This is a genomic window from Rhodoligotrophos defluvii, assembly GCF_005281615.1.
GTDB lineage: Bacteria > Pseudomonadota > Alphaproteobacteria > Rhizobiales > Im1 > Rhodoligotrophos > Rhodoligotrophos defluvii.
In genome coordinates this window covers 564,453-587,394 of record NZ_SZZM01000001.1, presented here as the reverse complement: position 1 = coordinate 587,394, position 22,942 = coordinate 564,453, and the positions used below count along the sequence as shown (strand labels likewise).

Annotated in this window: 22 protein-coding genes; 17 read left to right on the top strand and 5 right to left on the bottom strand. The window is 66.5% G+C overall.

Features of this window, described 5'->3' with window-relative positions; translation table 11 throughout:
- Window positions 1-5 precede the first annotated feature (5 nt).
- The 11 genes from E4P09_RS02825 to E4P09_RS02775 all read left to right on the top strand — a co-directional run bounded on the left by E4P09_RS02825 (window position 6) and on the right by E4P09_RS02775 (window position 8,670).
- The gene (locus E4P09_RS02825) at window positions 6-1,298 is read left to right on the top strand and encodes a class-III pyridoxal-phosphate-dependent aminotransferase (RefSeq protein WP_137388051.1); all 1,293 of its coding nucleotides are present in this window, start codon (window positions 6-8) and stop codon (window positions 1,296-1,298) included.
- A complete protein-coding gene (locus E4P09_RS02820; RefSeq protein WP_205041997.1) occupies window positions 1,295-2,905 on the top strand; it encodes an aldehyde dehydrogenase family protein in 1,611 nt (536 codons plus the stop codon). The genes E4P09_RS02825 and E4P09_RS02820 overlap by 4 nt, the downstream gene beginning before the upstream one ends.
- Window positions 2,906-2,923: 18 nt before the next feature.
- Window positions 2,924-3,523, top strand: coding sequence for a BMC domain-containing protein (locus E4P09_RS02815; RefSeq protein ID WP_137388050.1), 600 nt, complete (start codon window positions 2,924-2,926; stop codon window positions 3,521-3,523).
- Between the two features lie 5 nt (window positions 3,524-3,528).
- Window positions 3,529-3,954, top strand: coding sequence for a hypothetical protein (locus tag E4P09_RS02810; RefSeq protein ID WP_137388049.1), 426 nt, complete (start codon window positions 3,529-3,531; stop codon window positions 3,952-3,954).
- Window positions 3,951-4,226, top strand: coding sequence for a EutN/CcmL family microcompartment protein (locus E4P09_RS02805; RefSeq protein WP_137388048.1), 276 nt, complete (start codon window positions 3,951-3,953; stop codon window positions 4,224-4,226). The genes E4P09_RS02810 and E4P09_RS02805 overlap by 4 nt, the downstream gene beginning before the upstream one ends.
- Window positions 4,227-4,251: 25 nt before the next feature.
- Window positions 4,252-4,533, top strand: coding sequence for a BMC domain-containing protein (locus E4P09_RS02800; RefSeq protein ID WP_137388047.1), 282 nt, complete (start codon window positions 4,252-4,254; stop codon window positions 4,531-4,533).
- Between the two features lie 35 nt (window positions 4,534-4,568).
- On the top strand, window positions 4,569-5,204 hold the full coding sequence (locus E4P09_RS02795) for a microcompartment protein (RefSeq protein ID WP_137388046.1): 636 nt from the start codon (window positions 4,569-4,571) through the stop codon (window positions 5,202-5,204).
- A gap of 4 nt (window positions 5,205-5,208) precedes the next feature.
- Window positions 5,209-5,970: an SDR family NAD(P)-dependent oxidoreductase gene (locus E4P09_RS02790; protein WP_137388045.1), complete on the top strand. Its 762-nt coding sequence runs from the start codon at window positions 5,209-5,211 to the stop codon at window positions 5,968-5,970.
- A gap of 401 nt (window positions 5,971-6,371) precedes the next feature.
- The gene (locus tag E4P09_RS02785; protein WP_137388044.1) at window positions 6,372-6,572 is read left to right on the top strand and encodes a PepSY domain-containing protein; all 201 of its coding nucleotides are present in this window, start codon (window positions 6,372-6,374) and stop codon (window positions 6,570-6,572) included.
- A gap of 4 nt (window positions 6,573-6,576) precedes the next feature.
- Window positions 6,577-7,248 (top strand): response regulator transcription factor, encoded by a 672-nt coding sequence (locus tag E4P09_RS02780; RefSeq protein ID WP_137388043.1) that lies wholly within the window; start codon window positions 6,577-6,579, stop codon window positions 7,246-7,248.
- Between the two features lie 39 nt (window positions 7,249-7,287).
- Window positions 7,288-8,670, top strand: coding sequence for an ATP-binding protein (locus E4P09_RS02775; RefSeq protein ID WP_137388042.1), 1,383 nt, complete (start codon window positions 7,288-7,290; stop codon window positions 8,668-8,670).
- Between the two features lie 340 nt (window positions 8,671-9,010).
- Here the strand turns inward: E4P09_RS02775 and E4P09_RS02770 are convergent, their stop codons facing one another.
- Complete coding sequence (locus tag E4P09_RS02770) at window positions 9,011-10,012, bottom strand: GlxA family transcriptional regulator (protein ID WP_137388041.1); 1,002 nt, start codon at window positions 10,010-10,012, stop codon at window positions 9,011-9,013.
- Window positions 10,013-10,322: 310 nt separating this feature from the next.
- Here E4P09_RS02770 and E4P09_RS02765 point away from each other — a divergent pair, with 310 nt between their 5' ends.
- Complete coding sequence (locus E4P09_RS02765) at window positions 10,323-11,207, top strand: methylenetetrahydrofolate reductase (RefSeq protein ID WP_137388040.1); 885 nt, start codon at window positions 10,323-10,325, stop codon at window positions 11,205-11,207.
- Between the two features lie 4 nt (window positions 11,208-11,211).
- Here E4P09_RS02765 and E4P09_RS02760 read toward each other — a convergent pair whose 3' ends face one another.
- The 4 genes from E4P09_RS02760 to E4P09_RS02745 all read right to left on the bottom strand — a co-directional run bounded on the left by E4P09_RS02760 (window position 11,212) and on the right by E4P09_RS02745 (window position 16,876).
- Window positions 11,212-11,823, bottom strand: a complete 612-nt coding sequence (locus tag E4P09_RS02760) for a sarcosine oxidase subunit gamma (RefSeq protein ID WP_170984197.1) — start codon at window positions 11,821-11,823, stop codon at window positions 11,212-11,214.
- A complete protein-coding gene (locus E4P09_RS02755) occupies window positions 11,816-14,857 on the bottom strand; it encodes a sarcosine oxidase subunit alpha family protein (protein WP_428977683.1) in 3,042 nt (1,013 codons plus the stop codon). Before E4P09_RS02755 ends, E4P09_RS02760 begins: the two co-directional genes overlap by 8 nt.
- Window positions 14,854-15,216: a sarcosine oxidase subunit delta gene (locus E4P09_RS02750; RefSeq protein ID WP_137388038.1), complete on the bottom strand. Its 363-nt coding sequence runs from the start codon at window positions 15,214-15,216 to the stop codon at window positions 14,854-14,856. The genes E4P09_RS02755 and E4P09_RS02750 overlap by 4 nt, the downstream gene beginning before the upstream one ends.
- Before the next feature lie 409 nt (window positions 15,217-15,625).
- Window positions 15,626-16,876 (bottom strand): sarcosine oxidase subunit beta family protein, encoded by a 1,251-nt coding sequence (locus E4P09_RS02745; RefSeq protein ID WP_137388037.1) that lies wholly within the window; start codon window positions 16,874-16,876, stop codon window positions 15,626-15,628.
- 197 nt (window positions 16,877-17,073) lie between these two features.
- Here E4P09_RS02745 and ccmI point away from each other — a divergent pair, with 197 nt between their 5' ends.
- The 5 genes from ccmI (at window position 17,074) to E4P09_RS02720 (ending at window position 22,776) form a co-directional block, all read left to right on the top strand.
- Window positions 17,074-18,186, top strand: a complete 1,113-nt coding sequence (gene ccmI / locus E4P09_RS02740; RefSeq protein ID WP_137388036.1) for a c-type cytochrome biogenesis protein CcmI — start codon at window positions 17,074-17,076, stop codon at window positions 18,184-18,186.
- 47 nt (window positions 18,187-18,233) lie between these two features.
- On the top strand, window positions 18,234-18,686 hold the full coding sequence (gene ccmE, locus E4P09_RS02735) for a cytochrome c maturation protein CcmE (RefSeq protein WP_137388035.1): 453 nt from the start codon (window positions 18,234-18,236) through the stop codon (window positions 18,684-18,686).
- Between the two features lie 37 nt (window positions 18,687-18,723).
- On the top strand, window positions 18,724-20,739 hold the full coding sequence (locus E4P09_RS02730; RefSeq protein WP_137388034.1) for a heme lyase CcmF/NrfE family subunit: 2,016 nt from the start codon (window positions 18,724-18,726) through the stop codon (window positions 20,737-20,739).
- Window positions 20,736-21,218, top strand: a complete 483-nt coding sequence (locus E4P09_RS02725) for a cytochrome c-type biogenesis protein (protein WP_137388033.1) — start codon at window positions 20,736-20,738, stop codon at window positions 21,216-21,218. Before E4P09_RS02730 ends, E4P09_RS02725 begins: the two co-directional genes overlap by 4 nt.
- Before the next feature lie 88 nt (window positions 21,219-21,306).
- Window positions 21,307-22,776, top strand: coding sequence for a DegQ family serine endoprotease (locus E4P09_RS02720; RefSeq protein ID WP_170984196.1), 1,470 nt, complete (start codon window positions 21,307-21,309; stop codon window positions 22,774-22,776).
- Window positions 22,777-22,942: the final 166 nt, after the last annotated feature.

Genomic DNA, 22,942 nt, shown 5'->3' with positions numbered 1-22,942 from the left:
CGACCATGGCCGATCAGACCCTCCAGAGCCCGGAAAAGCGCGAGTTCCTCGCCAAGTCGAAGACGTTCTGGAACCCGGGCAAGACCCAGGCCTGGCAGGATATGGGCGTCGATCTCGTCATCGACCGGCGCGAAGGATACCTTCTGTGGGACATGGACGGCAGGCGGCTGATCGACCTCCATCTCAACGGCGGCACCTACAATATCGGCCACCGGCATCCCGAACTGATCGAGGTTCTCAATCGGGGCACGCAGCGCTTCGACATGGGCAACCACCATTTCCCCTCCCAGGCACGCACGGCGCTGGCCGAGAGATTGGCTGAGATCTGCGGGGGCGACCTGCGTTACACCATGTATGCGTCAGGCGGTGCCGAGGCGATCGACATCGCGCTGAAAACCGCGCGCCACGCCACGCAGCGGCGCAAGATCGTCTCCATCATCAACGCCTATCACGGACATACCGGTCTTGCGGTTGCCGCGGGTGCCGACCGGTTCAAGAAGATCTTCCTCTCCGACCAGCCGGAAGACTTCGTCCATGTGCCGTTCAACGATCTCACCGCCATGGAAGACGCGCTGAAGGGCAAGGACGTTGCGGCGCTCATCATGGAGACCATCCCGGCCACCTATGGCTTTCCGATCCCGCTGCCCGGCTATCTCCAGGAGGTGAAGGCGCTCTGCGAGCGCTACGGCGCGCTTTACATCGCCGATGAGGTGCAGACCGGTCTCATGCGATGCGGCGAGATGTGGGGCTATCAGCGCTACGGGATCACGCCGGACATGATCGTCACCGGCAAGGGCATATCGGGTGGCATGTACCCGATCGCCTGCGTCGTGGTGCGCGAGAAATACGCGGGATGGCTCACCCAGGACGGCTTCGCGCACATGTCGACCATGGGGGGCGCCGAACTCGGCTGCCTCGTTGCCATGAAGACGCTGGAAATCCTGCAGCGCCCGACCGTCAGACCCATGGTCAACTACATCTCGGAAACCTTCCGCAACGGCCTCCACGAAATCATGAAGCTCTACCCGGACTTCTTTGTGGGGATCCGCCAGTGCGGCGTCGTCATGGGGTTGGAGTTCGACTTCCCCGAAGGTGCCAAGCCGGTGATGAAGCATCTCTACGAGAACGGCGTCTGGGCAATCTTCTCGACGCTCGACCCCCGTGTCCTTCAATTCAAGCCTGGCGTGTTGATGACCGCTGATCTTTGCGAAGAGGTGCTCGAACGCGTCGATCGCAGTGTCGGCCTTGCCCACGCCGAATGCCTCGGCCGCGGGCGCAGCAGGAACCGCGCAGCATGACCGCGATCGTCGAAGAGATCCTTGCCGGCGACAAACGCGCGAGCGGCGCGGCCGACCTCATGCTGCAGACCGCGGAATGGGCGGCTGCCGCTTTCGCCCGCTTCGATCGCTCGCGTGTGGACAGCATTGCGCGGGCCGCGGCGGATGTGGCCTATGCGCATGCCGGCGAGCTTGCGGAGGCGGCGGTCAGGGAGACGGGATTTGGCGTCGTCGAACACAAGACGCTGAAGAACGAGCTCACCTCGCGCGGACTTTACGAGCTTTATGCGAAACACGATTTCTGCTCGCCCCGAATCCTGGCCGATCAGAAGATGGTCGAGCTGCCGCGTCCGGCGGGCATCGTCTTTGCGCTGACGCCATCCACCAATCCCGTCTGCACCGTCTATTACAAGGTGCTGATGGCGCTGGTCACCCGCAACGCCATCGTCGTCTCGCCGCATCCGATGGCGAAAGCCTGCTCGACTCGCGCTGCGAAACTCATGGCCGAGGCGGCCGAAGCGGCCGGCGCGCCCGCCGGCATCATCCAGGTGATCGACCAGCCCAGCCTGCCGCTGATCGAGCATATAATGAAGTCGCCGCGTATCGGGGTGATCCTGGCCACCGGCGGCACGCCGATGGTGCGCGCCGCCTATAGTTCGGGCAATCCCGCGATCGGTGTCGGGCCGGGCAACGCGCCCGCGCTGGTCGACGACACTGCCGACCCGGCGGAAGCGGCCAAACGTATCGTTGCCTCGAAGAGCTTCGACAATTCGATCCTCTGCACCAATGAGAGCGTCGTCATTGCTGTCGAGCAAATCGCCGACCGTCTGCTGCAGGGCATGAAATCGGCGGGCGCCCATGTGGCGAAGCCCGAAGAGGTGGCGGCGCTGCGCGAATTGCTGTTCGGCCGCGGCAGCTTCAATGTCGGGGTGCTGGGCAAGTCGGCTGTCGAGATCGGCGCCATGATCGGCTTGCGCCTGCCGGGCAACACCAAGATCATCCTCGCTGAGATCGATCGCGTCGGCATGGACGAGCCGCTTTCGAAGGAGAAACTCTGCCCGGTGCTCGGCTTTCTCAGCGTTCCCCATGCGCAGGCCGGCATCGCCCAGGCGCGCTCGCTCATTCGTCTGTCCGGCGCGGGCCATTCCGCCGCGATCCATAGCCGGAACAGCGCGACGATCCTCGCCTATGGCGCAGCCGTGAAGGCGCTGCGCGTGGTCGTCAACGCACCGTGCAGCCAGGGTGCCGCCGGCTATGGCACTCATCTCGCGCCCGCCTTCACCATCGGCACCGGCTATTTCGGCTCGTCGTCGATCGGGGAGAATGTCGGGCCGCAACACCTGATCAACTGGACCCGCATCGCCTATAGCGATGATCCCAGGGAGGCCTTCGGCGATTTCACGCAGCTCGACGCCTGGGCGGGCGGGCCGGCCCTGGCGCTTGGCCGCGAGGCGCCGATTTCGCTCGGGCGCCTGCAGGAGGGCAGCGAACAGGTACGCAACGCTGTCTCTCGCGACGCCGTTCCGGCGCAGCCATCCGGCGCGGGGGCCATGAATGACATCTCCATCCTCCGCGAGGAGATCCGCCGCATGGTCCTCGAAGAACTCCGCGACGCCCTGCGGTCATGAGAAAGACAGCCTGACATCATGGCCGAGCTCCGCTCCTTCATCTTCATCGACCAGCTTCAGCCGCAGACGCTGTGCTACATGGCGAGCGGCATGCGCGGCCGCTTGCCGCGCACCAGTATGGCGGCGCAGATCATCGAGGTTGCCCCGGGTCTCGACATCGAGGCGCTCACCGATGTGGCGCTGAAATACGCCGATGTCAGTGGCGGCATGCTGGTGGTCGAGCGCCAGTACGGCTATCTCGAATTCCATTCGCGCTCGACGGCGGCGGTGAAATCGGCCGCGAATGCTGTTCTCGACATGCTCGACGAGAGATCCGGCCGGGCCATCGCCCCCCAGATCCTGGCATCGAAGATCGTCACGCGGATCGATCACGGCCATGCCTTTCTCATCAACCGCAACAAGTCGGGATCGATGGTCCTGCCGGGAGAGTCGCTTTTCGTGCTGGAGATGCAGCCCGCCTCCTACGCGGTGCTCGCGACCAACGAGGCCGAGAAGACCGCCGATATCAAGGTGATCGACTATCGCATGTTCGGGGCGACCGGACGGGTCTACCTGTCCGGTGCGGAATCCGACGTGCGCATGGGCGCCGAGGCCGCGCTCGCGGCGCTGAAGGGTTGACGGACATGCTCGACAAAGACGCCATCCGCAGCCTCATCCGCGAGGTGATTTCGGAGGAAGTGAAGCACCTGAGGCAGGGTCGCTTGCCCGCCCTACCCGCGCCTCGATCGGTGCGGATTTCCAGCGATGCCGATCTCGCCAGCTTCGCCCGCGAGGTGCTGAGGCTTGCGACCGACCCCGAGATACGTGCCGCGATCGAGGCCGGGCGGTATCCGTTCCGCCTTGCGGCAGACCCCTCGGCCACCACGGCTCCGGCCGTTTCCGCCGGCCAAAGCCATCGCATCGACGTCGGGATCGTGACGGAAGCGGTGATCGGCAGGCTGCCGGCCGAGGTCAAGCGTCTGCAACTTGGACCGGGCGTCAGCATCACGCCCCTGGGCCGCGACAAGGCGAAGTCGCGCAACATCAGCGTTGAGAGGACCAGGCAATGATACGGGGTCGGGTCGTGGGCCGCTACTGGGCCACAAAGCGCATCGAGCACATCCCGTCCGGAGCCTTTCTCGAGGTGGAAAGCGCCGGCGGCGGGCTCATCGTCGCATTCGACGTCCTCGGCTGCGGTGAGGGCGAGGAGGTCCTGATCGTCACCGGCTCGACTGCCGCCTCATGGCTGGGCGGCGGCAAGATCCCCATCGACGCGCTGATCATCGGCTCCCTCGACGAGATGCCGAAATCGCAATCCCAACCGAAATCCAAATCCAAGTAACTCTGGACGCACCAAGGAGACACCCATGTCGAATGCAATCGGAATGATCGAGACCAAAGGTTTCGTCGCGGCCCTCGCCGCGGCTGACGCCATGGTGAAGGCGGCCAACGTGACCGTCGTCGGCCGCGAGCAGGTCGGCGACGGCCTCGTCGCCGTCATCATCAATGGCGATGTCGGTGCGGTGAAGGCTGCCGCCGAGGCGGGTGCGGAGGCTGCGTCCAGCGTCGGCACGCTGGTCTCGGTGCATGTCATTCCACGCCCTCATCCCGATCTCGGCAAGCATTTCACAACCGCGACCGGCGCATGACGCGAGGCTAGTCGAGATTTGCGCTGGAAGCCAGGATGACCCAACTTCGCGTCTACCTGCTGGTCAAGGACCTCGGTCGCCAGTTTGCGGCCTATATGTCGACGCCGACACGGGCGCGCGGCTATCCGCCCATGCAAGGCGAGCACTCGCTGATCATCGAGGTGGCGCCGGCCCTGGCCATTCACCGCATCTGCGACCTCGCCCTCAAGCAGATGCCCGACATGGAGCCGGGCCTGCTCTATACCGAGCGCCAATACGGCATCCTCGAACTGCATTCGCCCGACCTTGCCCAGCTCGAGCAGGCCGGCAAGGCCATTCTCGATGGCATAGGCTGCAAGGCCGAGGACCAGCTGAAGCCCCGCACGCTCTATGCCGATATCCTCGACGACGTGTCGGATCAGCATGCGATCATCCTCAATAGGACGCGCGAGGCATCGATGCTGCTGCCCGGAAAATCGCTGCTGGTCTATGAGCTCGAGCCGGCGCTCTTTGCGACCGTCGCCGCCAACGAAGCGGAGCGGGCAGCACCTGGGATCACGCTGGTCGATGTCCAGATGATCGGCGCCAGCGGACGGCTGTTTCTCGCCGGCACGCACGAGGAGTGCGAGCGTGCCCGCGACCGCATCGACAAGGTGCTGGGCAGTGTCATCGGCCGGACCAGAAAGGATTGAAGGCATGATCCTGAAAGACCGGGTAGCCATCGTGACCGGTGCCGGATCCGGCATCGGTCGAGGCAGCGCCGAAATTCTCGGGCGCGAGGGTGCAGCGGTGGTGGTTGCCGACCGCGACGGCGAAAAGGCGGCTGAAACCGCGCGCGAACTGGAGCGGGCGGGCGCTCGGTCCCTGGCAGTCGTCACCGACGTGTCGGACGACCGCCAGCTCGAAGCGCTGGTGGCCCGCTGCATGGAAACCTTCGCGCGGATAGACATTCTGCACTCGCATGTCGGGATCCAGGTGGAAGGCTCGCTCGAACAGGCCGATACGGAGGGCATGGACAGATCCTGGCGGCTGAACGTGCGCCAGCATTTCCGGCTGGCGCAGCTGGCGGTCCCCCACATGAAGGCGCAAGGCGGCGGCTCGATCATCATAACGGCGTCGAATTCGGGCGTGCTGTATGACCGCGAGATGATCGCCTATGCGACCACGAAGCATGCGGTCGTGGCCATGACGAAACAGATCGCGCTCGACTATGCCCGCCACAACATCCGGGTGAATGCGCTTTGCCCAGGCTGGGTCGACACGCCGTTCAACGAGCCGTTCATGCGCCAGATGGGCGAACGCGCCGCGCTCGAGGACTATGTCCGCCACAAGATTCCGATGGGCCGCTTCGCCAGCGTCGACGAGATCGCGGAAGCGGTGCTGTTTCTCGCATCCGACCGCTCATCCTTCATGACCGGCCAGGCTCTGGTCATCGACGGCGGCGAGTGCCTCGGCTGACTGACGTCGCGCGTTGCCAGGCGACGAGCGCTGGGCACCACGTTTCTTCCACCACTCCCGGAGCAAAAAAGAGAGGGGCCCGCGGGATGGCGGGCCCTCGAGGTTTACGCTCGCAGGGAGGGCGTTGGCGCGTTGGCTCGGCTCACCATTGGATTTGGCCTGAGAGGGAGAGGTAGTGGTTTGTCTGGCGCGAGGCANCCGCCCGGCCGGCCATGGACGCCGCGCCGGCACCCTCGCCGCGCGCCATGCGCCCACCGGCACCGCCACCCCCTGGGACGCGTCCACCCCGCAGCCCCGGCCTGATCGTGCTGCCGCAGCCCTTGCCCGGGCTGCCCCCCGTTGCTCCGCCGCCGGGGGGTCCTCAGCGCCTGCCGCCAAATCCGGGCGGTCGGCCTGCGGATATGTTCGGCCAGGGCGGCGGCGAGCCCCTCATCTCCAAATATGTCGCCGCCCGCGCCGCGCAGAAGGCTGTACCCGGCAAGCTGCTCGATGTACGGCTTTCGAAGCGCGGCGCGCCGGTTTATCTTGTGAAGCTCCGCGACGACTCGCAAATCCGTGTGGTGGTGATTGACGCCCGCACAGGGCAGGTTTTGGGTTACTGAGCAGATGAGACTACTGGTCGTAGAGGATGATCCCGATCTCAACCGACAGCTGGTGATGGCGCTGAGCGATGCCGGCTACGCGGTCGACTCCGCCGCCGATGGCGAGGAAGGACATTACCTCGGCGACAACGAGCCTTACGACGCCGTGGTGCTGGATCTCGGGCTGCCGGTGCTCGACGGGGTGAGCGTGCTGGAGAAATGGCGCCGCGACGGGCGCAACATGCCCGTGCTCATCCTCACGGCGCGCGACCGCTGGAGCGACAAAGTCGCCGGCTTCGATGCCGGCGCCGACGACTATGTCGCCAAGCCGTTCCACATGGAAGAGGTGCTGGCCCGCATCCGGGCGCTGCTCAGACGCAATGCCGGCCACGCCACTGACGAGATCACCTGCGGGCCTTTGACGGTCGACACCCGTGGCGCCCGGGTGATCGTGAACGGCAACCCGGTGAAGGTAACCTCCCTCGAATACCGCCTGCTCGCCTACCTCATGCATCACAAGGGCAGGGTGGTGTCGCGCACGGAGCTGGTCGAGCACCTCTATGACCAGGACTTCGACCGCGACTCCAACACCATCGAGGTGTTTGTCGGCCGGCTGCGCAAGAAGATCGGCACCGATATGATCAGGACCGTCCGCGGGCTCGGCTATTGCCTGGCAGAGCCGGACAATGCCGTTTAGCACGCCTTCGCGGGACAAGGGCACGGGCGCGGATCGCCGATGGCGATGCGCCTGAACTCGCTGACCTTCCGCCTCATCGCCTCGGCGGCCCTGGTCAGCCTCATCATCATTCTCGCCGCCGGCATCCTCCTGCAATCGCTGTTCCAGAACGCGGTCGAACGGAACTTCGACGCCCGCCTGCAAGCCGTGCTCGACGGGCTGCTGGCCTCCGTCGAGCTGACCGAAGACGGCAAGCTCACCCTGCGTGAGACGCTCGCCGACAGCCGCTTCGGCCTGCCGCTTTCCGGCTGGTATTGGCAAGTCAGCGCCGTCAACAATCCCGAGCAGAGCCTGCCCTCCGATTCCCTCCTCGAACAGCGCCTGGAAATCCCGCCCGGCGCCCTCGACCAGCGCGATGAAAACGGGCTTGCCCGTTTCTATCTCAGCGATGCGGACGGGCACCGGCTGCGCGCGATCGAGCAGCGGTACCGGCTGTTCGGCTCGGACGAGCCTTATTCCTTTGTCGTTGCCGGTAATTTCGACGAATTGCGCAGCGAAATCTCCGCCTTCACCAACACGCTCGTGCTGGTGTTGAGCCTGCTCGGGTTAGGGCTGGTGGCCGCCATTTTCGTGCAGGTCCGCTACGGCCTGCGGCCGATGCGCAAGCTGCAAGGCGAGATCGGCGCCATACGCGCCGGCTTCGCCAACCGCATTACCGGCTCATTTCCCGTGGAGATCCAGGATATTGCCCAGGAGCTGAATGCCCTGATCCAGTCGAACACCGAGGTGATCGAGCGCGCCCGCACCCAGGTCGGCAATCTTGCCCATGCGCTCAAGACACCGCTCAGCGTGATGACCAACGAGGCCAATGCCACGCCCGGCCCGCTCTCGGCCAAGGTGCTGGAACAGCTCGGCGTGATGCGCGACCAGGTGAACCTCTATCTCGACCGGGCGCGGCTGGCCGCTCGCGCCCAAAGCCTGGGGGCGGTGACCGAGATCGCACCGGTGATCGAGGCGCTGGTCAGGACGCTGCACCGGATCAATGCCGACCGCACGATCGATGTGAAGGTCGACTGCCCGAAGTCCCTCAGGTTCCGCGGCGAGCGACAGGATCTCGAGGAGATGATCGGCAACCTGCTGGACAATGCGTTCAAGTGGACCCGCTCGGCGATCGCAGTGAAGGCTTTCCCGCTGCCGCCGCGCTCGGGCGAGCGCGGCAATTGGCTTCTCGTCGAGGTGCATGACGACGGACCGGGCCTGCCGCCCGAACGCCGCGCCGATGCCCTCAAGCGCGGCTACCGGCTGGATGAAACCAAGCCCGGCTCCGGCCTTGGCCTTTCCATTGTCTCGGAGGCGGCCGGCATGTATGGCGGCAGCCTCAGCCTCGAGACATCTCCTCTTGGCGGCCTGCTCGTGGTGCTGCGCTTGCCGGCGGCGGGCTGAGTGCAGGGATCATCCCTGCCTTCGAGGGGAGGGAGCGCGCACGCGCCGTTCCTCGTGGCCCTGGATCACCGGCTCAAGCCCGGTGATGACGTAAAAGCTTGATGTTGTTACTCAACGTCATGCTCCGGCTTGACCGGAGCATCCAGGAGCCTCGCGGCACACCCTTTCCCATGAAGCCCTGGATCACCGGCTCAAGGCCGGTGACGACGTAAAAGCTTGATGTTGTTACTCAACGTCATGCTCCGGCTTGACCGGAGCATCCAGGAGCCTCGCGGCACACCCTTTCCCGTGAAGCCCTGGATCACCGGCTCAAGGCCGGTGATGACGTACATAACTGATACTATTCCGCGGCCTGCCCCGAGACGGCCTTGTCCAGGCTCGGAACGCCGCGCTCGCGATAGGGGGTGCGGCCGAAAAACGCGCGGTAGCACTTCGAGAAATGCGAAGGCGAGGAGAAGCCGCAGGCGAGCGCCACGTTGATGACAGACATGTCGGTCTGCAAGAGCAGCGAGCGGGCCTTGCGCAGCCTGAGCTCGAGATAATAGCGCTTGGGCGAGCGGTCGAGATAGCGGCGGAACAGCCGCTCCAGCTGGCGGGTGGAGAGCCCGGCTTGCCGCGCGAGCACCGTGGGGCTCAGCGGGTCCTCGAGGTTTTGCTCCATCTGCTCGATGATGCTGACCAGCTTCGGATGCCGCGTGCCGATGCGGGCCGGCAGCGACATGCGCTGGTGCTCGCTGTGGTGCCGCACCGGCGAATGCAGGATGGTCTCCGCCACCTCCGCCGCAAGGTCCGGCCCGTGCTGACGGCTGATCAGGGACAGCATCATGTCGAGGGCGGAGGTTCCGCCGGCGCTGGAGAACCGGTCGCGGTCGATCTCGAACAGGCTGCCTGTCACGTCAATATCGGGAAAGGCCTCGGAGAAACCCGGCAGGTTCTCCCAATGGATCGTGCAGCGATGGCCGTCGAACAGCCCGGCCTCGGCCAGAATATGGCTGGCCGTGCACAGCGCGCCGATGTCGTTGCCGCGCCGGCCCATCTTGCGCAGCCAGGAGACCAGCCGCTTGTCCGTATGCTGTTGCACGTCGAGCCCGCTGCACACCACGATCGTCGCATGGGCGGGAATGGCATCGAGCGTGCCGCTGACCGCGGTGACGAGCCCGTTCGACGCGGTCACCGGCTCGCCGTCCACCGAATACATGGACCAGTCATAGAGCTGCCGCTCGGCCGCGCGATTGGCCAGGCGTAGCGGTTCGATCGCGGAGGTCACCGGCATCATGGAGAATTCCGGAACCAGGATGAACGCGAACCGTTGCGGCAGATCGTAAGGCGGTTGTCCAAACATCGCTCGTCCGAACCCAAATCAGGCCGCTGCATCATGCGGCGGGGCTGCCCGAACGTCTCGGCGCCGCGCTAGGCCAGGCGCGACGCACTGGCCCTTAGGAACATACGCCGGGCACGCAAGATAACAACCCGCCTGATCATTAGCACAGCCACGCGCGCCTTGCCTTGGGATTTTCAGAATGACGTCTGAATTCTATCGGCCAGGGCCGTCGCAATCTCGTGCGGCGAAGTCGCTTTGAGAGGGGTGCCTGCTTTCGGAAGCGACTACATACTGCTAAGCAATTGAACCGTTCCGCCAGGACTCGCCCGTGATGGCCAGCTTGCTTGCCACTCTGCGCAATAGACCGAACCCCGCCCGTGACTTCCTCGAGAATTTCACGGTCGAGATCACGCCGAAGCACGCCGACAAGGTGGCGATGCTCGGCGACGCCATGGAGCCGGGGGCAAGCGTCTACATCGCCCTGATCGATCCCAACGAGGTTCCCCAGCAGGTCGAGACGGCCAAGCTGCTGGCCGCCAGGGGGCTCAACCCCGTCCCGCACGTGCCGGCGCGGCTGATCAGCGACGCGGCGTCCCTCGATGACCGCATGGCGCGCTTTGCCGGCGAGGCGGGGGTGACCCAGGTGCTGGCCATTGGCGGTGGGCTTGCGCCGGTGGGGATGTTCGACTCGACCATGAGCCTGCTGCGCACCGGGATTTTCGAGAAGCACGGCATCCGCAAGCTCGGGCTTGCCGGCCACCCGGAAGGCAATGCGGACATCACCAAGGCCCACGGGGAAGCGGTGCTGCTCGAGGCCTTGCTGCAGAAGCAGGCCTATGCGGCCGAGCACGGGATGGAGGCCTACCTCGCCACCCAATTCCTGTTCGCGGCGGAGCCGGTGGAGCGCTGGGCGGAAGCGCTGCGTACGAATGGCGTCACGCTGCCGATCTATGTGGGCATCCCCGGACCGGCCACGGTCAAGACCTTGGTGAAATATGCGCTGCTCTGCGGCGTCGGCCCGTCGGCGCGCATGATCCGCAAGCAGGCGCTGAACGTGACCAAGCTGCTGACGGTCGCAACCCCCGACGAGCTGGTGGCCGATCTCGGCCTGATACAGCAGACCCGGCCGGAGCTCGGCATCGCCGGGGCGCATCTCTATCCCTTCGGCGGCTATGACAAGCTGTTCGGCTGGGTCGACGAGGTCCGTTCGCGCTAGCGGGCTAAACCGGCGGGGCCGGCTGCTCGCCATAGAGCGTCAGCGCCGCGTTGCGATGGCCGGTCTTGAGCAGCCATTCCCAGGCATAATCCGCATAGGAGCGGAACACGAACAGGTCGATGACGTCGGGATCGGTGTCGACCACGTGGATGAGCGCCGCGATCTCCGCAAACAGCACCCGCTTGACATAGCCCGCCTTGATCTCCGGGCCGAGCAGGTCGAGCGAGCAGCCCTTCATCAGCACTGTCCGCGCATTCGGGCCGGTGAGGCGGATGATGCAGCGCATGTCGCTGACATCGCAGACCAGGGAATGCACGCCGGCAAGCCTTGCCCGCAGCGCTTCCGCCAAGCTCGGGATCTCGGCGCGCGGGGCGAGCACCAGCCATTGGTCGATCGAAAGCCAGAGGATGGTCAGGTCGCCATGCCGGGCGGAGCTGCGCGGCGCAAGCGGCAGGTCGACACCCAGGCCATCGCGCACCGCCGCCATGAAGGCCGCATCGTCGGCATGACCGCGTAAATCGATCATGCCGAGATCGGCAATCTCGCTCAGCCCAATCGCCAGATCGCCGGGCGAGATCCTGTCCTGAAGCGGGCTTGTGAAAACCGGGTCAGACATTCTGCCGCGCTCCCTCCTTGTCGTAGAACACCGGCTCGACCACCTTGGCGCGGACCACCTTGCCATCGCCTAAGGGGAAGCTGATCACCTGCCCCATGCGTTCACGCCCGTTCCGGATCAGGGCGAGGGCGATGGAGCGGCCGAGGGTCGGACTCCAATAGGTGGAGGTGACCTGGCCGATCATGTCCATCGGCGGCTGCGGCAGCACCGTCTCCACCGCATAGGCGCCGTCCGGCAGCACCACCTGCGGGTCTTCGGTCAAAAGCCCCACCAGCTGCTTGCGCCCCTCCGCCTTGAGATCGGCGAGCTCGAGCGCACGCTTGCCCAGGAAGTCCGGTTTCTTCTTGGAAACCGCCCAGCCGAGGCCGAGATCGAGCGGGGTGACCGTGCCGTCGGTCTCGTCGCCGATGGCGATGAAGCCCTTCTCGGCGCGCAGCACGTGCAGGGCTTCCGTGCCGTAAGGGCCGATGCCGAACTCCGCCCCGGCAGCCAGCAGCGCATCCCAAAGGCCGCGGCCGTAATGCGCCGGCGTGGCGATCTCGAAGGACAGCTCGCCGGAGAACGAGATGCGATAGAGCCGCACGGGATAGCCGCCGAGCGTTCCCGCGGCATAACCCATGAAGGGCAGGGCTTCGGGGGACAGGTCGATGTCCGTGCCGAGCTTCTCAAGGATGGTGCGGGCCTTGGCCCCGGCCAGCGCGAACTGCGCCCACTGCTCCGTCACATTGGTGACGAACACCTTATAGTGCGGCCATTCCGTCTGCAGCCATTCCTCCAGCCAGGCGGCCACCCGGTCGGCCCCGCCGGAGGTGGTGTGCACGAGGAAATGGTCCTCGGCGAGCCGGACGGTGACCCCGTCGTCGAACAGGAAGCCGGCCTCGGTGAGCATGAGACCATAGCGGGCGCGGCCGACCTTCAGGGTGGAAAAGGTGTTGGTGTAGATGCGGTCGAGGAATTCGGCCGCATCGGGGCCCTTCACCTCGATCTTGCCGAGGGTCGAGGCATCGAGCAGCCCCACCTTCTCGCGCACCGTGCGGATCTCGCGGTTGACCGCGTCATGCCGGCTCTCGCCCGGCTTGGGATAGCAATAGGGCCGGCGCCAATGGCCTACCGGCTCGAAGCTCGCCTCTTGGGCGCGGTGCCAGCCATAGACCGGCGTGCGGCGCACCGGCAGGAACAGCTGCTTGGTGTGGCTGCCGGCAATCGCCCCGAAGGTGACCGGCGTATAGGGCGGCCGGAAGGTGGTGGTGCCGATCTGCCCGATCGGCTTGTGGGTCGCGCCGGAGACAACGCCCAGGCCCAAGAGGTGGCTGGTCTTGCCCTGGTCGGTCGCCATGCTCCAGGTGGTATAGCGCTTCACGTGCTCGACCGACTGGTAACCTTCGCGCAAGGCAAGCTCCAGGTCGGCGGCGGTGACATCGTTCTGGTGGTCGATGAAATGCTTGTTGCCCTCGTTATACGAGCCGGTGGCCGGCACGAACCACACGGGCTCGAGTGAGCCGATGGGCTGGGGCTCCGCCTTGGCGCGGGCGACCCGCTCGCGGGCGACCGGTGCGCCATCCCGGCCCGATACCGCCTCACCCGCCGCATAGGCCTCGTCCAGGATTGCCGCCGGGTCGAAGGTGCCATTCACAGCACCCACCGCCCGCATGCGCGCCGCGGTCACGTCGGGCATAAACGTGGCGCTCTGCTCGTCGAACCTGACCTTGCCGCCATTGTGGCACCAGAGATTGACCACAGGGTTCCAGCCGCCCGCCACCAGCACGAAATCCGCCGGGATCACCTCTTCCGACGACACGCGGCCCTGGCCGGCGCGGTAGGGGCTGACCACCACCTCTGTGATGGAAAGGCCGCCCAAGCTGGTCTTGATGTTCGAAACCGCCGCGGCCGGCGCGATGGCCACCCCTGCCGCGCGCAGCTCTTCGGCGAGCGGGCCCGCCGCCTCGGCGCGCGCATCCACCAGCCGCGCGATCGGCACGCCCGCCCTGGCATAGGCGAGCGCCGTGCGATAGCCATCGTCATTGTTGGTGAAGATCACGCCGCGCTGGCCCGGCGCAACGCTGTAGCGGCTGAGCAGGGCACGACCGGCGGTCGACAGCATGACGCCCGGGCGATCGTTATTGGCGAAGGCAATCGGCCGCTCGAAGGCGCCGGTCGCCAGGATGATCTCCCGGGCCCTGAGCTTCCATAGCCGCAGGCGCGGCTTGCCCGAGGCGGCAGCGCCCGGCTCATGGTCCGCCACCCGCTCCAGCAGCGCGACGAAATTGTCGTGGTAATGGCCCCAGGCCGTCGTGCGGGTCATCACCTGCACATTCGGCGCCTTGGCGAGCGCGCCGGCCTTGTCCCGCACCCAGTCCAGTGCGGGGCGGCCATCGATCGTGCCGCCGAACAGATCGGCGACGCCGCCGAAGCGCGGGTTTTCATCGACGATGAAGACATGCGCCCCGCGCGAGGCTGCAGCCTCTGCCGCGGCGATGCCCGCGATGCCTGCCCCCACCACCAGCACGTCGCAACGGGCATGCACTTGCTCGTAGATGTCCGGGTCGGGGCCCGTCGGCGCCTTGCCGAGGCCCGCGGCCCGGCGGATCAGCGGCTCATAGAGCATTTCCCAGAACCGCTGCGGCCATTTGAAGGTCTTGTAGTAGAAGCCGGCCGGCAGGATGCGGGAAAACAGGCTGCTCACCTGGCCGATGTCCAAGGTGAGATTGGGCCAGCGGTTCTGGCTGACGGCGGTGAGGCCGTCATAGAGCTCGACCTGCGTCGCCCTGAGATTGGGCTCGTGCCGCGCGCCCACGCCGATGCCGACCAGCGCATTGGGCTCATCCGCGCCGAGGCCCATGATCCCGCGCGGCCGGTGATACTTGAAGCTGCGCCCCACGAGGCGCTCGCCATTGGCCAGCAGGGCCGAGGCGAGCGTGTCGCCGGCAAAGCCGGTCATGCGCCGGCCGTCGAAGGTGAAGATCTGCCTGCGGCTGCGGTCGATGAGCCGGCCGTGATCGGGGGACGCCGGCAGACGGTAGGGCTGGCCGGTCACCGCGCGCCTCCATCGCCGGCTTGGCTCTCATCGAAAACGCCGTACCAGGGATTGGTCGGCGGGATCTCGGCGATGATCTCGCGCGGCGGCTTCTCGGTAATGGGATAATAGGCCTTGATCGACATGGTCACCGTGTCGCGGGCCATGTGGAACCATTTCCCGCAGCCCCGGTCGCAGCGCCAGCGTTCGAAATGCAGGCCCTTCGGATTGAGCCTGACATAGAGATAGTCCCGCTGCGCCTCGTCACTCACGTCAGCCGGGTTGGCCGAGGCGGGCCGGGCAATATGCGCCTGGCCGCCATAGTGGAAATCGGTCTCGTCCCCGACATTGCCGCAGACGGGGCAGGTGATCAGCAGCATGGCAGGCCATCCCTTGCTATGGGTTGTGTGCGGCTTACGGCAGATCGGCTGGCCCTGACCGTCATCACCCGGCTCGGCCGGGTGATCCAGGGGCGCCGGGGGAGGGGGTGTGCCGTGGTGCCCTGGATGCCCCGGACGAGCCGGGGCATGACGGATTCTGTCAGCGTCATTACCCGGCTTGACCGGGTGATCCAGGGGCGCCGGGGGAAGGGGTGTGCCGTGCTGCCCTGGATGCCCCGGACGAGCCGGGGCATGACGGATTCTGTCAGCGTCATCACCCGGCTTGACCGGGTGATCCAGGGACCGGAGGGGAAGGGGTGTGCCGTGTTGCCCTGGATGCCCCGGTCATGCCGGGGCATGACGACATTCGTAGAGTTATTCATGCTTGCTGCAACCCAACATCGAGGCCTCAGTGGGCCACCGCCGCCGCCACGCTCTCGTCGATCAGGCGGCCTTGCAGGAAACGGTCGAGACCGAAGGGGCCGGCGATCGGGTGAGGGCGGTCATTGGCGATGGTGTCGGCGAACACGAAGCCGGAACCCGGGATGGCCTTGAACCCGCCGGTGCCCCAGCCGCAATTCACATAGAGGCCCTTCACGTCGGTCTTGCCGATGATGGGCGAGCGGTCGCCGGTCATGTCCACGATGCCGCCCCAGGAGCGCATCATGCGCAGCCGGGAGATGATGGGGAAGGTCTCGACCAGGGCTGTGATGGTGTGCTCCAGCGCCGGCAGTGTGCCCCTCTGCGAATAGTTGTTATAGGGGTCCGCCCCGCCGCCGATCACCAGCTCGCCCTTGTCGGACTGGCTGATATAGCCGTGCACCGTGTTGGCCATGACCACCACGTCGATCACCGGCTTTATGGGCTCGGAGACCAATGCCTGCAGGCAGACGCTTTCGAGCGGCATGTTGACCCCCGCCGACTGCATGAGCGGCGAGGTGTTGCCGGCGGTGACGACAGCCACTTTCTTGGCGCGGATCGTGCCGCGGCTGGTCTCGACACCCGCCACCCCGTCTCCCTCGCGCAGGATGCGGAACACCTCGCAATTCTGGATGATGTCGAGGCCGCGCGCATCCGCCCCGCGCGCATAGCCCCAGGCCACCGCGTCATGCCGGCCGGTGCCGCCGCGCGGCTGGTAATAGGCGCCGAGAACGGGATAGCGCGCATTGGGGCTGTCGTTGATGATCGGCACCAGGCGCTTGACCTCGGCCGGATCGATCATGCGCGCCTCGATGCCCGCCAGGCGGTTGGCATGGCTCGTCCGCTTGAGCGCCCTGAGCTCGTGCTCGGTCTGGCACAACATGAGCAGGCCGCGGGGCGAGAACATCACGTTGAAGTTCAGCTCCTGCGACAAGTCCTCATAGAGCTTGCGCGACAGCTCGTAGATGGCCATGGACTCGTCCTGCAGGTAGTTCGAGCGGATGATGGTGGTGTTGCGCCCCGTGTTGCCGCCGCCGAGCCAGCCCTTCTCCAGCACCGCCACATTGGTGACCTTATGCTCCTTGGCGAGGTAATAGGCCGTGGCGAGCCCATGGCCGCCCGCCCCGACGATCACGACATCATATTCGGGCCGCGGCTCCGGACTGCGCCAGGCGCGCGGCCAGTCCTTGTGATAGTTCAGCGCATTGCGCGCCAACGTGAATATCGAGTAGAGCTTCATGGCCTATCGCGATGGTGCTGCCGGGCCCGCCCGACGCGCAAAGCTGTGAGGCGGCCTGTGATGACCGCCCGCATGGTGGGCGACCATAGCACCGGCCGGCATCAAGACACGCAGCTTTGCGACGCCGAGCGCGTAAACTGCGACACCATAAAGTGGATCGAGGCGCCAGGCCAGCATGCGCCCGGCACAGGAGAAACATGGGCCTCTGGATCATCCTCGCCGCTCTGACGGCGCTGGCCATAGCCGCCGTGATCTGGCCGCTGGTTGCCGCCCGCAAAGGCCGGCAGCCGGCCATGAGCCAGGATGCAGCGGTTTACCGCGACCAGCTTGCGGAGCTCGATCGCGAACGGGCCCGCGGGCAGATCGGCGAGAAGGAGGCCGAGGCGGCGCGCAACGAGATCGCCCGCCGCCTGATCGCCGCCACCAAGGCCGGCACCGCAGATGCGGCGGGCGCGGGCGCGCGCGAGCCCAAGCCGGTGATCCTGGCGGCGCTGATCGGTATTCCCGCCTTGAGCCTCGCCGTCTATCTCGCCCTCGGCCAGCCGCTGATGCCGGGCGTGCCCCATGCGGAGCGCATGGCCCATGCGCTGGAAAACCAGGACTATCCGGCGCTCATCGCCCAGGTGGAAGAGCGCCTTGCCGCCAAGCCCGACGACGTTCAGGGCTGGCGGGTGCTTGCGCCGATCTATGTGCGGCAGGGCCGCTATGCGGACGCGGCCAAGGCCTATGGGCGCATCATGATGCTGGAGGGCGAGCGGCCCGATCTGCTCGCCAGCTATGCGGAAGCGCTGATCCTCGCCAATGGCGGGCTCGTCTCCGAGCAGGCCCGGCAGGCGGTCGACCGCGCGCTCGCGCTGGATGCGAAACTGCCCAAGGCCCGCTTCTACAAGGGCCTGGCAGCCAAGCAGGACGGCGACACCGCACAAGCGCTGAGCATCTGGCGGGCGCTACTGAAGGACGCGCCGGCCGATGCGCCCTGGCGCTCGGTGGTCGAAACCAATGTCGCTGCGCTCGCCGGGACCCCGGCGGCGCCCGCCTTGTCGCAGGACCAGGTGGAAGCGGTGACGTCGCAAGGTCCGGCGGCACAGCAGCAGATGATCCGCGGCATGGTCGAGGGGCTGCAGGCGCGGCTTGATCGCGACGGTGGCCCTGTGGACGACTGGCTGAAGCTGGCCCGGGCGCGCGTCGTCCTGGGCGAGAACGATGCGGCCAGGGCGGTGCTGACCAAGGCCGCCGAGCAATTTCGCGGCGACAATGCGGCACTGGCACGCATAGACGAAGCGCGCCGGGTTCTGCATCTAACGGACTGATTTGAAGCCGATCCGTGGTCGCGAGCGCGACAAGGCACAGTGGGCGCATGGCACTTTCGCGAAAACAGAGGCGCGGAGCCTTCATCCTCACCGGCATCGCCATTCTTGGGCTGGCGGTCGGGCTGGTGCTGTTTGCGCTCAGCGACACGATCGTGTTCTTCTATACCCCGAGCGAGGCGGCCGAGAAGGTGCAGCCGGGCCAGCGCTTCAGGCTGGGCGGCCTGGTGGCCGCCGGCAGCGTGCAGCGCATGCCCGACGGCCGGGTTCACTTCACCGTGACCGACCAGCAGCACACGATGACGGTCAGCTATGCCGGCATCCTGCCCGACCTGTTCCGGGAGGGGCAGGGCGTCGTCGCCGAGGGCGTGCTCGACGGGCACGGTGCGTTCATCGCCGACACGGTGCTGGCCAAGCACGACGAGAACTATATGCCGCGCGAGGTGGCCGACGCCCTGAAGCGGAAGGGCGTCTGGCAGCACAACGAGGCGAAATCGGAATAGGCTGGAGAATGCAGGCCGCAACGGGCGGACCAGGCGCATGATCATCGAGGCCGGGCACTTCGCCTTGGTGCTGGCGATGGTGGTGGCTTTGTACCAAGCCGCCGTCCCGCTCTATGGCGCCCATGTCGGCAACGACCGAATGATGCGGGTCGCCGCAACGGCCGCCGTCGCGCAGCTGATCCTCGTGGCAGCAGCGTTTGCGGCGCTGATCCACGCCTTCGTGGTCTCCGACTTTTCGGTGAAGCTGGTCTGGGCCAATTCCCACTCCGCCAAGCCGCTGCTCTACAAGATTTCCGGCGTGTGGGCGAACCACGAGGGCTCCATGGTCCTGTGGGTCCTGATCCTTGCCGGGTTCGGTGCGGCCATTGCCTTGGGCGGGCGGAACCTGCCGCTATCCCTGAAAGCCCGCACCCTCGGGGTGCAGGGCCTGATCGGCGCCGCTTTCCTCATGTTCACGCTGGCCACCAGCAACCCCTTCGAGCGGCTGATGCCGCCGCCCGTCAACGGAAACGGCATCAACCCGCTGCTGCAGGACCCGGCGCTCGCCTTCCACCCGCCCTTCCTCTATGCGGGCTATGTCGGCCTCTCCAGCGTGTTCTCCTTCGCCTCCGCCGCCCTGATCGAGGGCAAGGTGGACGCGGCCTGGGCGCGCTGGGTGCGGCCATGGACGCTCGCCGCCTGGATGTTCCTGACCGTCGGCATCGCCATGGGCTCCTGGTGGGCCTATTACGAGCTGGGCTGGGGCGGCTGGTGGTTCTGGGATCCGGTGGAGAATGCCTCGCTCATGCCCTGGCTCGTCGCCACGGCCCTCTTGCATTCGGCCATCGTGGTGGAAAAGCGCGACGCCCTGAAGGTCTGGACCATCTTGCTCGCGGTGCTGGCCTTCTCGCTGAGCCTGCTCGGCACCTTCCTCGTGCGCTCAGGCGTCTTGACGTCCGTTCATGCCTTTGCGGTCGACCCCGAGCGCGGGGTGTTCATCCTGCTCATCCTCTGCCTGTTCATCGGCGGCGCGCTGACCCTGTTCACGATCCGCGCGCCGCAGCTCAAGCAGGGCGGTCTGTTCGCCCCGGTGAGCCGGGAAAGCGCGCTGGTCGTGAACAATCTGCTGCTCGCCTCGGCCACCACCGCGGTATTGATCGGCACGCTCTATCCCCTGGTGCTGGAGGTGGTGACCGGCGCCAAGATCTCGGTGGGCCCGCCCTTCTTCAACCTGACCTTCGCGCCGCTCATGCTGCCGCTGCTGCTGCTGGTGCCGATCGGGCCCATGCTCGCCTGGAAGCGGGCCGATGCCTGGGGCGCGGTGCAGCGCCTGTGGGCCGCGGCATTGATCGCGGTTGTCGCCGGCACCATCGCCTATGGCCTCAAGTCGGGCGGGCCGCTGCTCGCGCCGCTCGGCATCGCCCTGGGCGTCTGGCTCATTGCCGGCGCCGTCGCGGAGCTCGCCTATCGGGCGAAGGTCGGCGAGGTGCCCTTGCCGACCGCATTGCGGCGTTTGGCCGGCCTGCCGCGATCGACCTTCGGCACGGCGCTGGCCCATGCCGGCGTCGGCGTGCTGGTCCTCGGCATCGTCGGAGTGACCGCCTGGCGGCAGGAGCAGGTGCTGGTAATGGCACCGGGGCAGGTCGCCGATATCGCCGGCGCCACGATCACCTTCCAGGGCGTGGTGCCCGTGAGCGGACCGAACTGGCGCGACGAGCAGGGCCGCTTCGCCGTGGCCTCAGGCGGCCGCGAGGTCACCGTGCTGACCCCCGCCAAGCGCACCTTCGCGCCGAGCGGGCAGACCACGTCGGAGGTGGGGATCTATCCCTTCTGGTCCGGCGATCTCTACATCGCCATGGGCGAGGCCGCGCCCGGCGCCCAGGGGGAGGGCGGCGGCGGGGCGGGGCGGGTGGTGCGCCTCTATTTCAACCCGCTGGTGCCGCTGATCTGGATCGGCGCCGGCCTCATGTTCCTGGGTGGGGCCATCTCGCTCTCCGACCGCCGCTACCGGGTGGGTGCGCCGTCACGCCGCACCGCCACCCTCGGCACCAGCCCCGCCGGAGCAGAACCGTGAGAGCCCTGCGCATCGCTCTCGCCGTTCTCTTCACGCTGTGTGCCGCGACCATGGTCCACGCCGTGCAGCCGGACGAGATCCTGCCCGATCCCAAGCTCGAGGCGCGGGCGCGGGCGCTTTCGGCGGAGCTGCGTTGCCTGGTGTGCCAGAACCAGTCGATCGACGACTCCGACGCGCCGCTCGCCCGCGATCTGCGCCTCATGATCCGCGAGCGCCTCGCCGCCGGCGACAGCGATGCCGCGATCATCGATTATGTGGTCTCGCGCTATGGCGAGTTCGTTCTGCTGCGGCCTCGCTTCGAGCCGGCCACATGGGCGCTGTGGCTGACCCCCTTCGCCGTCCTGCTCGTGGGAACCGCCTATTTGGCATGGCGACGCCGGCGGATGGGCTCTGCACCTCTGGAGCCGCCTCTGAGCGCGCAGGAACAGGCCGAGCTGGCCGCGGCCCTGCGCAAAGAGGCGAAGGACCCCGCACCTTAACAATTTTTAATCTTCCAGCAAGGCGGCCGTAACGCGCGCTTTCCATTCTCCAGGCTGACAATTCAACCATTCGCCTGTGGAGATGGAGATGAACGATACGAAGACCCGTAAGCGGAACAAGCTCATCGCGCTTGCCCTTGCAGGGCTGCTGGGCGCGACGACGCTGAGCGGGCCTGTCTTGGAGCATGCCTTTGCCGAGAACCTGACCAACCAGGTCACCGGCCAGCATGCGCCGACCGAGGGCTTTGCGGACATCGTCGAGAAGGTCATGCCGGCGGTGGTCGCCGTGCGCATCGAAGGCCGCCAGACCGTGCAGCTGTCGCGCGATAGCCTGCCCGACATTCCCGGCCTGCCCAAGGACAGCCCGTTCTACGAATTCTTCCGGAACTTGCCGCGCATGCCCGAGGGCCGGCAGCCCGAGCATTCCGTCGGCCTCGGCTCTGGCTTCATCATCTCCGAAGACGGCTATGTCGTGACCAACAACCATGTGGTCGACAAGGCGGACAAGGTCGTCGTCACCACCAATGACGGCAAGGATCATACCGCCAAGGTGATTGGCACCGATCCCAAGACCGACCTGGCGGTGCTGAAGATCGAGGGCGACAAGACCTTCTCCTACGTGCAGTTCGCCAAGTCGGAAGGCCGCGTCGGCGACTGGGTGGTGGCTGTGGGCAACCCGTTCGGCCTCGGCGGCACGGTGACCACCGGCATCATCTCGGCCCGTGGACGCGAGATCGGCGCCGGCCCCTATGACGACTTCCTGCAGATCGACGCCCCCATCAACCGGGGCAATTCCGGTGGCCCGACCTTCAACCTCAACGGCGAGGTGGTCGGTGTGAACACCGCGATCTACTCGCCCTCGGGCGGCAGCGTCGGCATCGGCTTCGCCATTCCGGCCAGCATCGCGAGCCGCGTGGTGGACAGCCTGATCGAGAAGGGCCACGTGACCCGCGGCTGGCTCGGTGTCGCCATCCAGCCGGTCAGCGAGGACATCGCCGAGAGCCTCGGCGCCAAGAGCACCGACGGCGCGCTCATTGCCGAGGTGAACGACGGCTCGCCCGCGGCCAAGGGCGGTCTCCAGGTCGGCGATCTGGTGCTCGGCGTGAACGACCAGGCGATCAAGTCCCCGCGCGAGCTTTCGCGCGCCGTTGCGGGGATCGAGCCGGGCACCGACGCCAAGCTGCGGGTGCTGAGGAACGGCGAGGAGCAGACGATCACCGTAGACATCGGCAAGATGCCGGAGGATCAGCAGGTGGCCTCCGTCTCGCCCGATGCACCCTCCGGCGAGAGCAGCCTGAGCCGCTTCGGCTTCAGCGTGGCCCCGGCCGATGACGGCACCGGCGTGACCATCGTCGACGTCGATCCGAATGGCGCCGCGGCCGAGAAGGGCCTGCAGGAAGGCGACCGCATCGTGGAGGTGGGCGGCAAGCAGGTGAAGTCGCCGGCTGAGCTGCGCTCCGCGCTCGACACGGCCGGCAAGGACCGCAAGTCCGTCCTGCTTCTGGTGCGCCGCGGCGACAACCAGCTGTTCGTCGCGCTGCCGCTGAGCCGCAGCTAACACGCATGAAAATGGCAGATCCCGGAACCCGCCCCGGGATCTGTCGCCGCACGGAGCCCCAACCGCGCAGGTTCCCGTCGTTGCGGTGCTCCGTGCGGCAGCCAATTTGATCCAAGCCGTTAACAGGCGCTGTGAATTCTTTTGAAGGGGTGCTGGTGCCAAGATG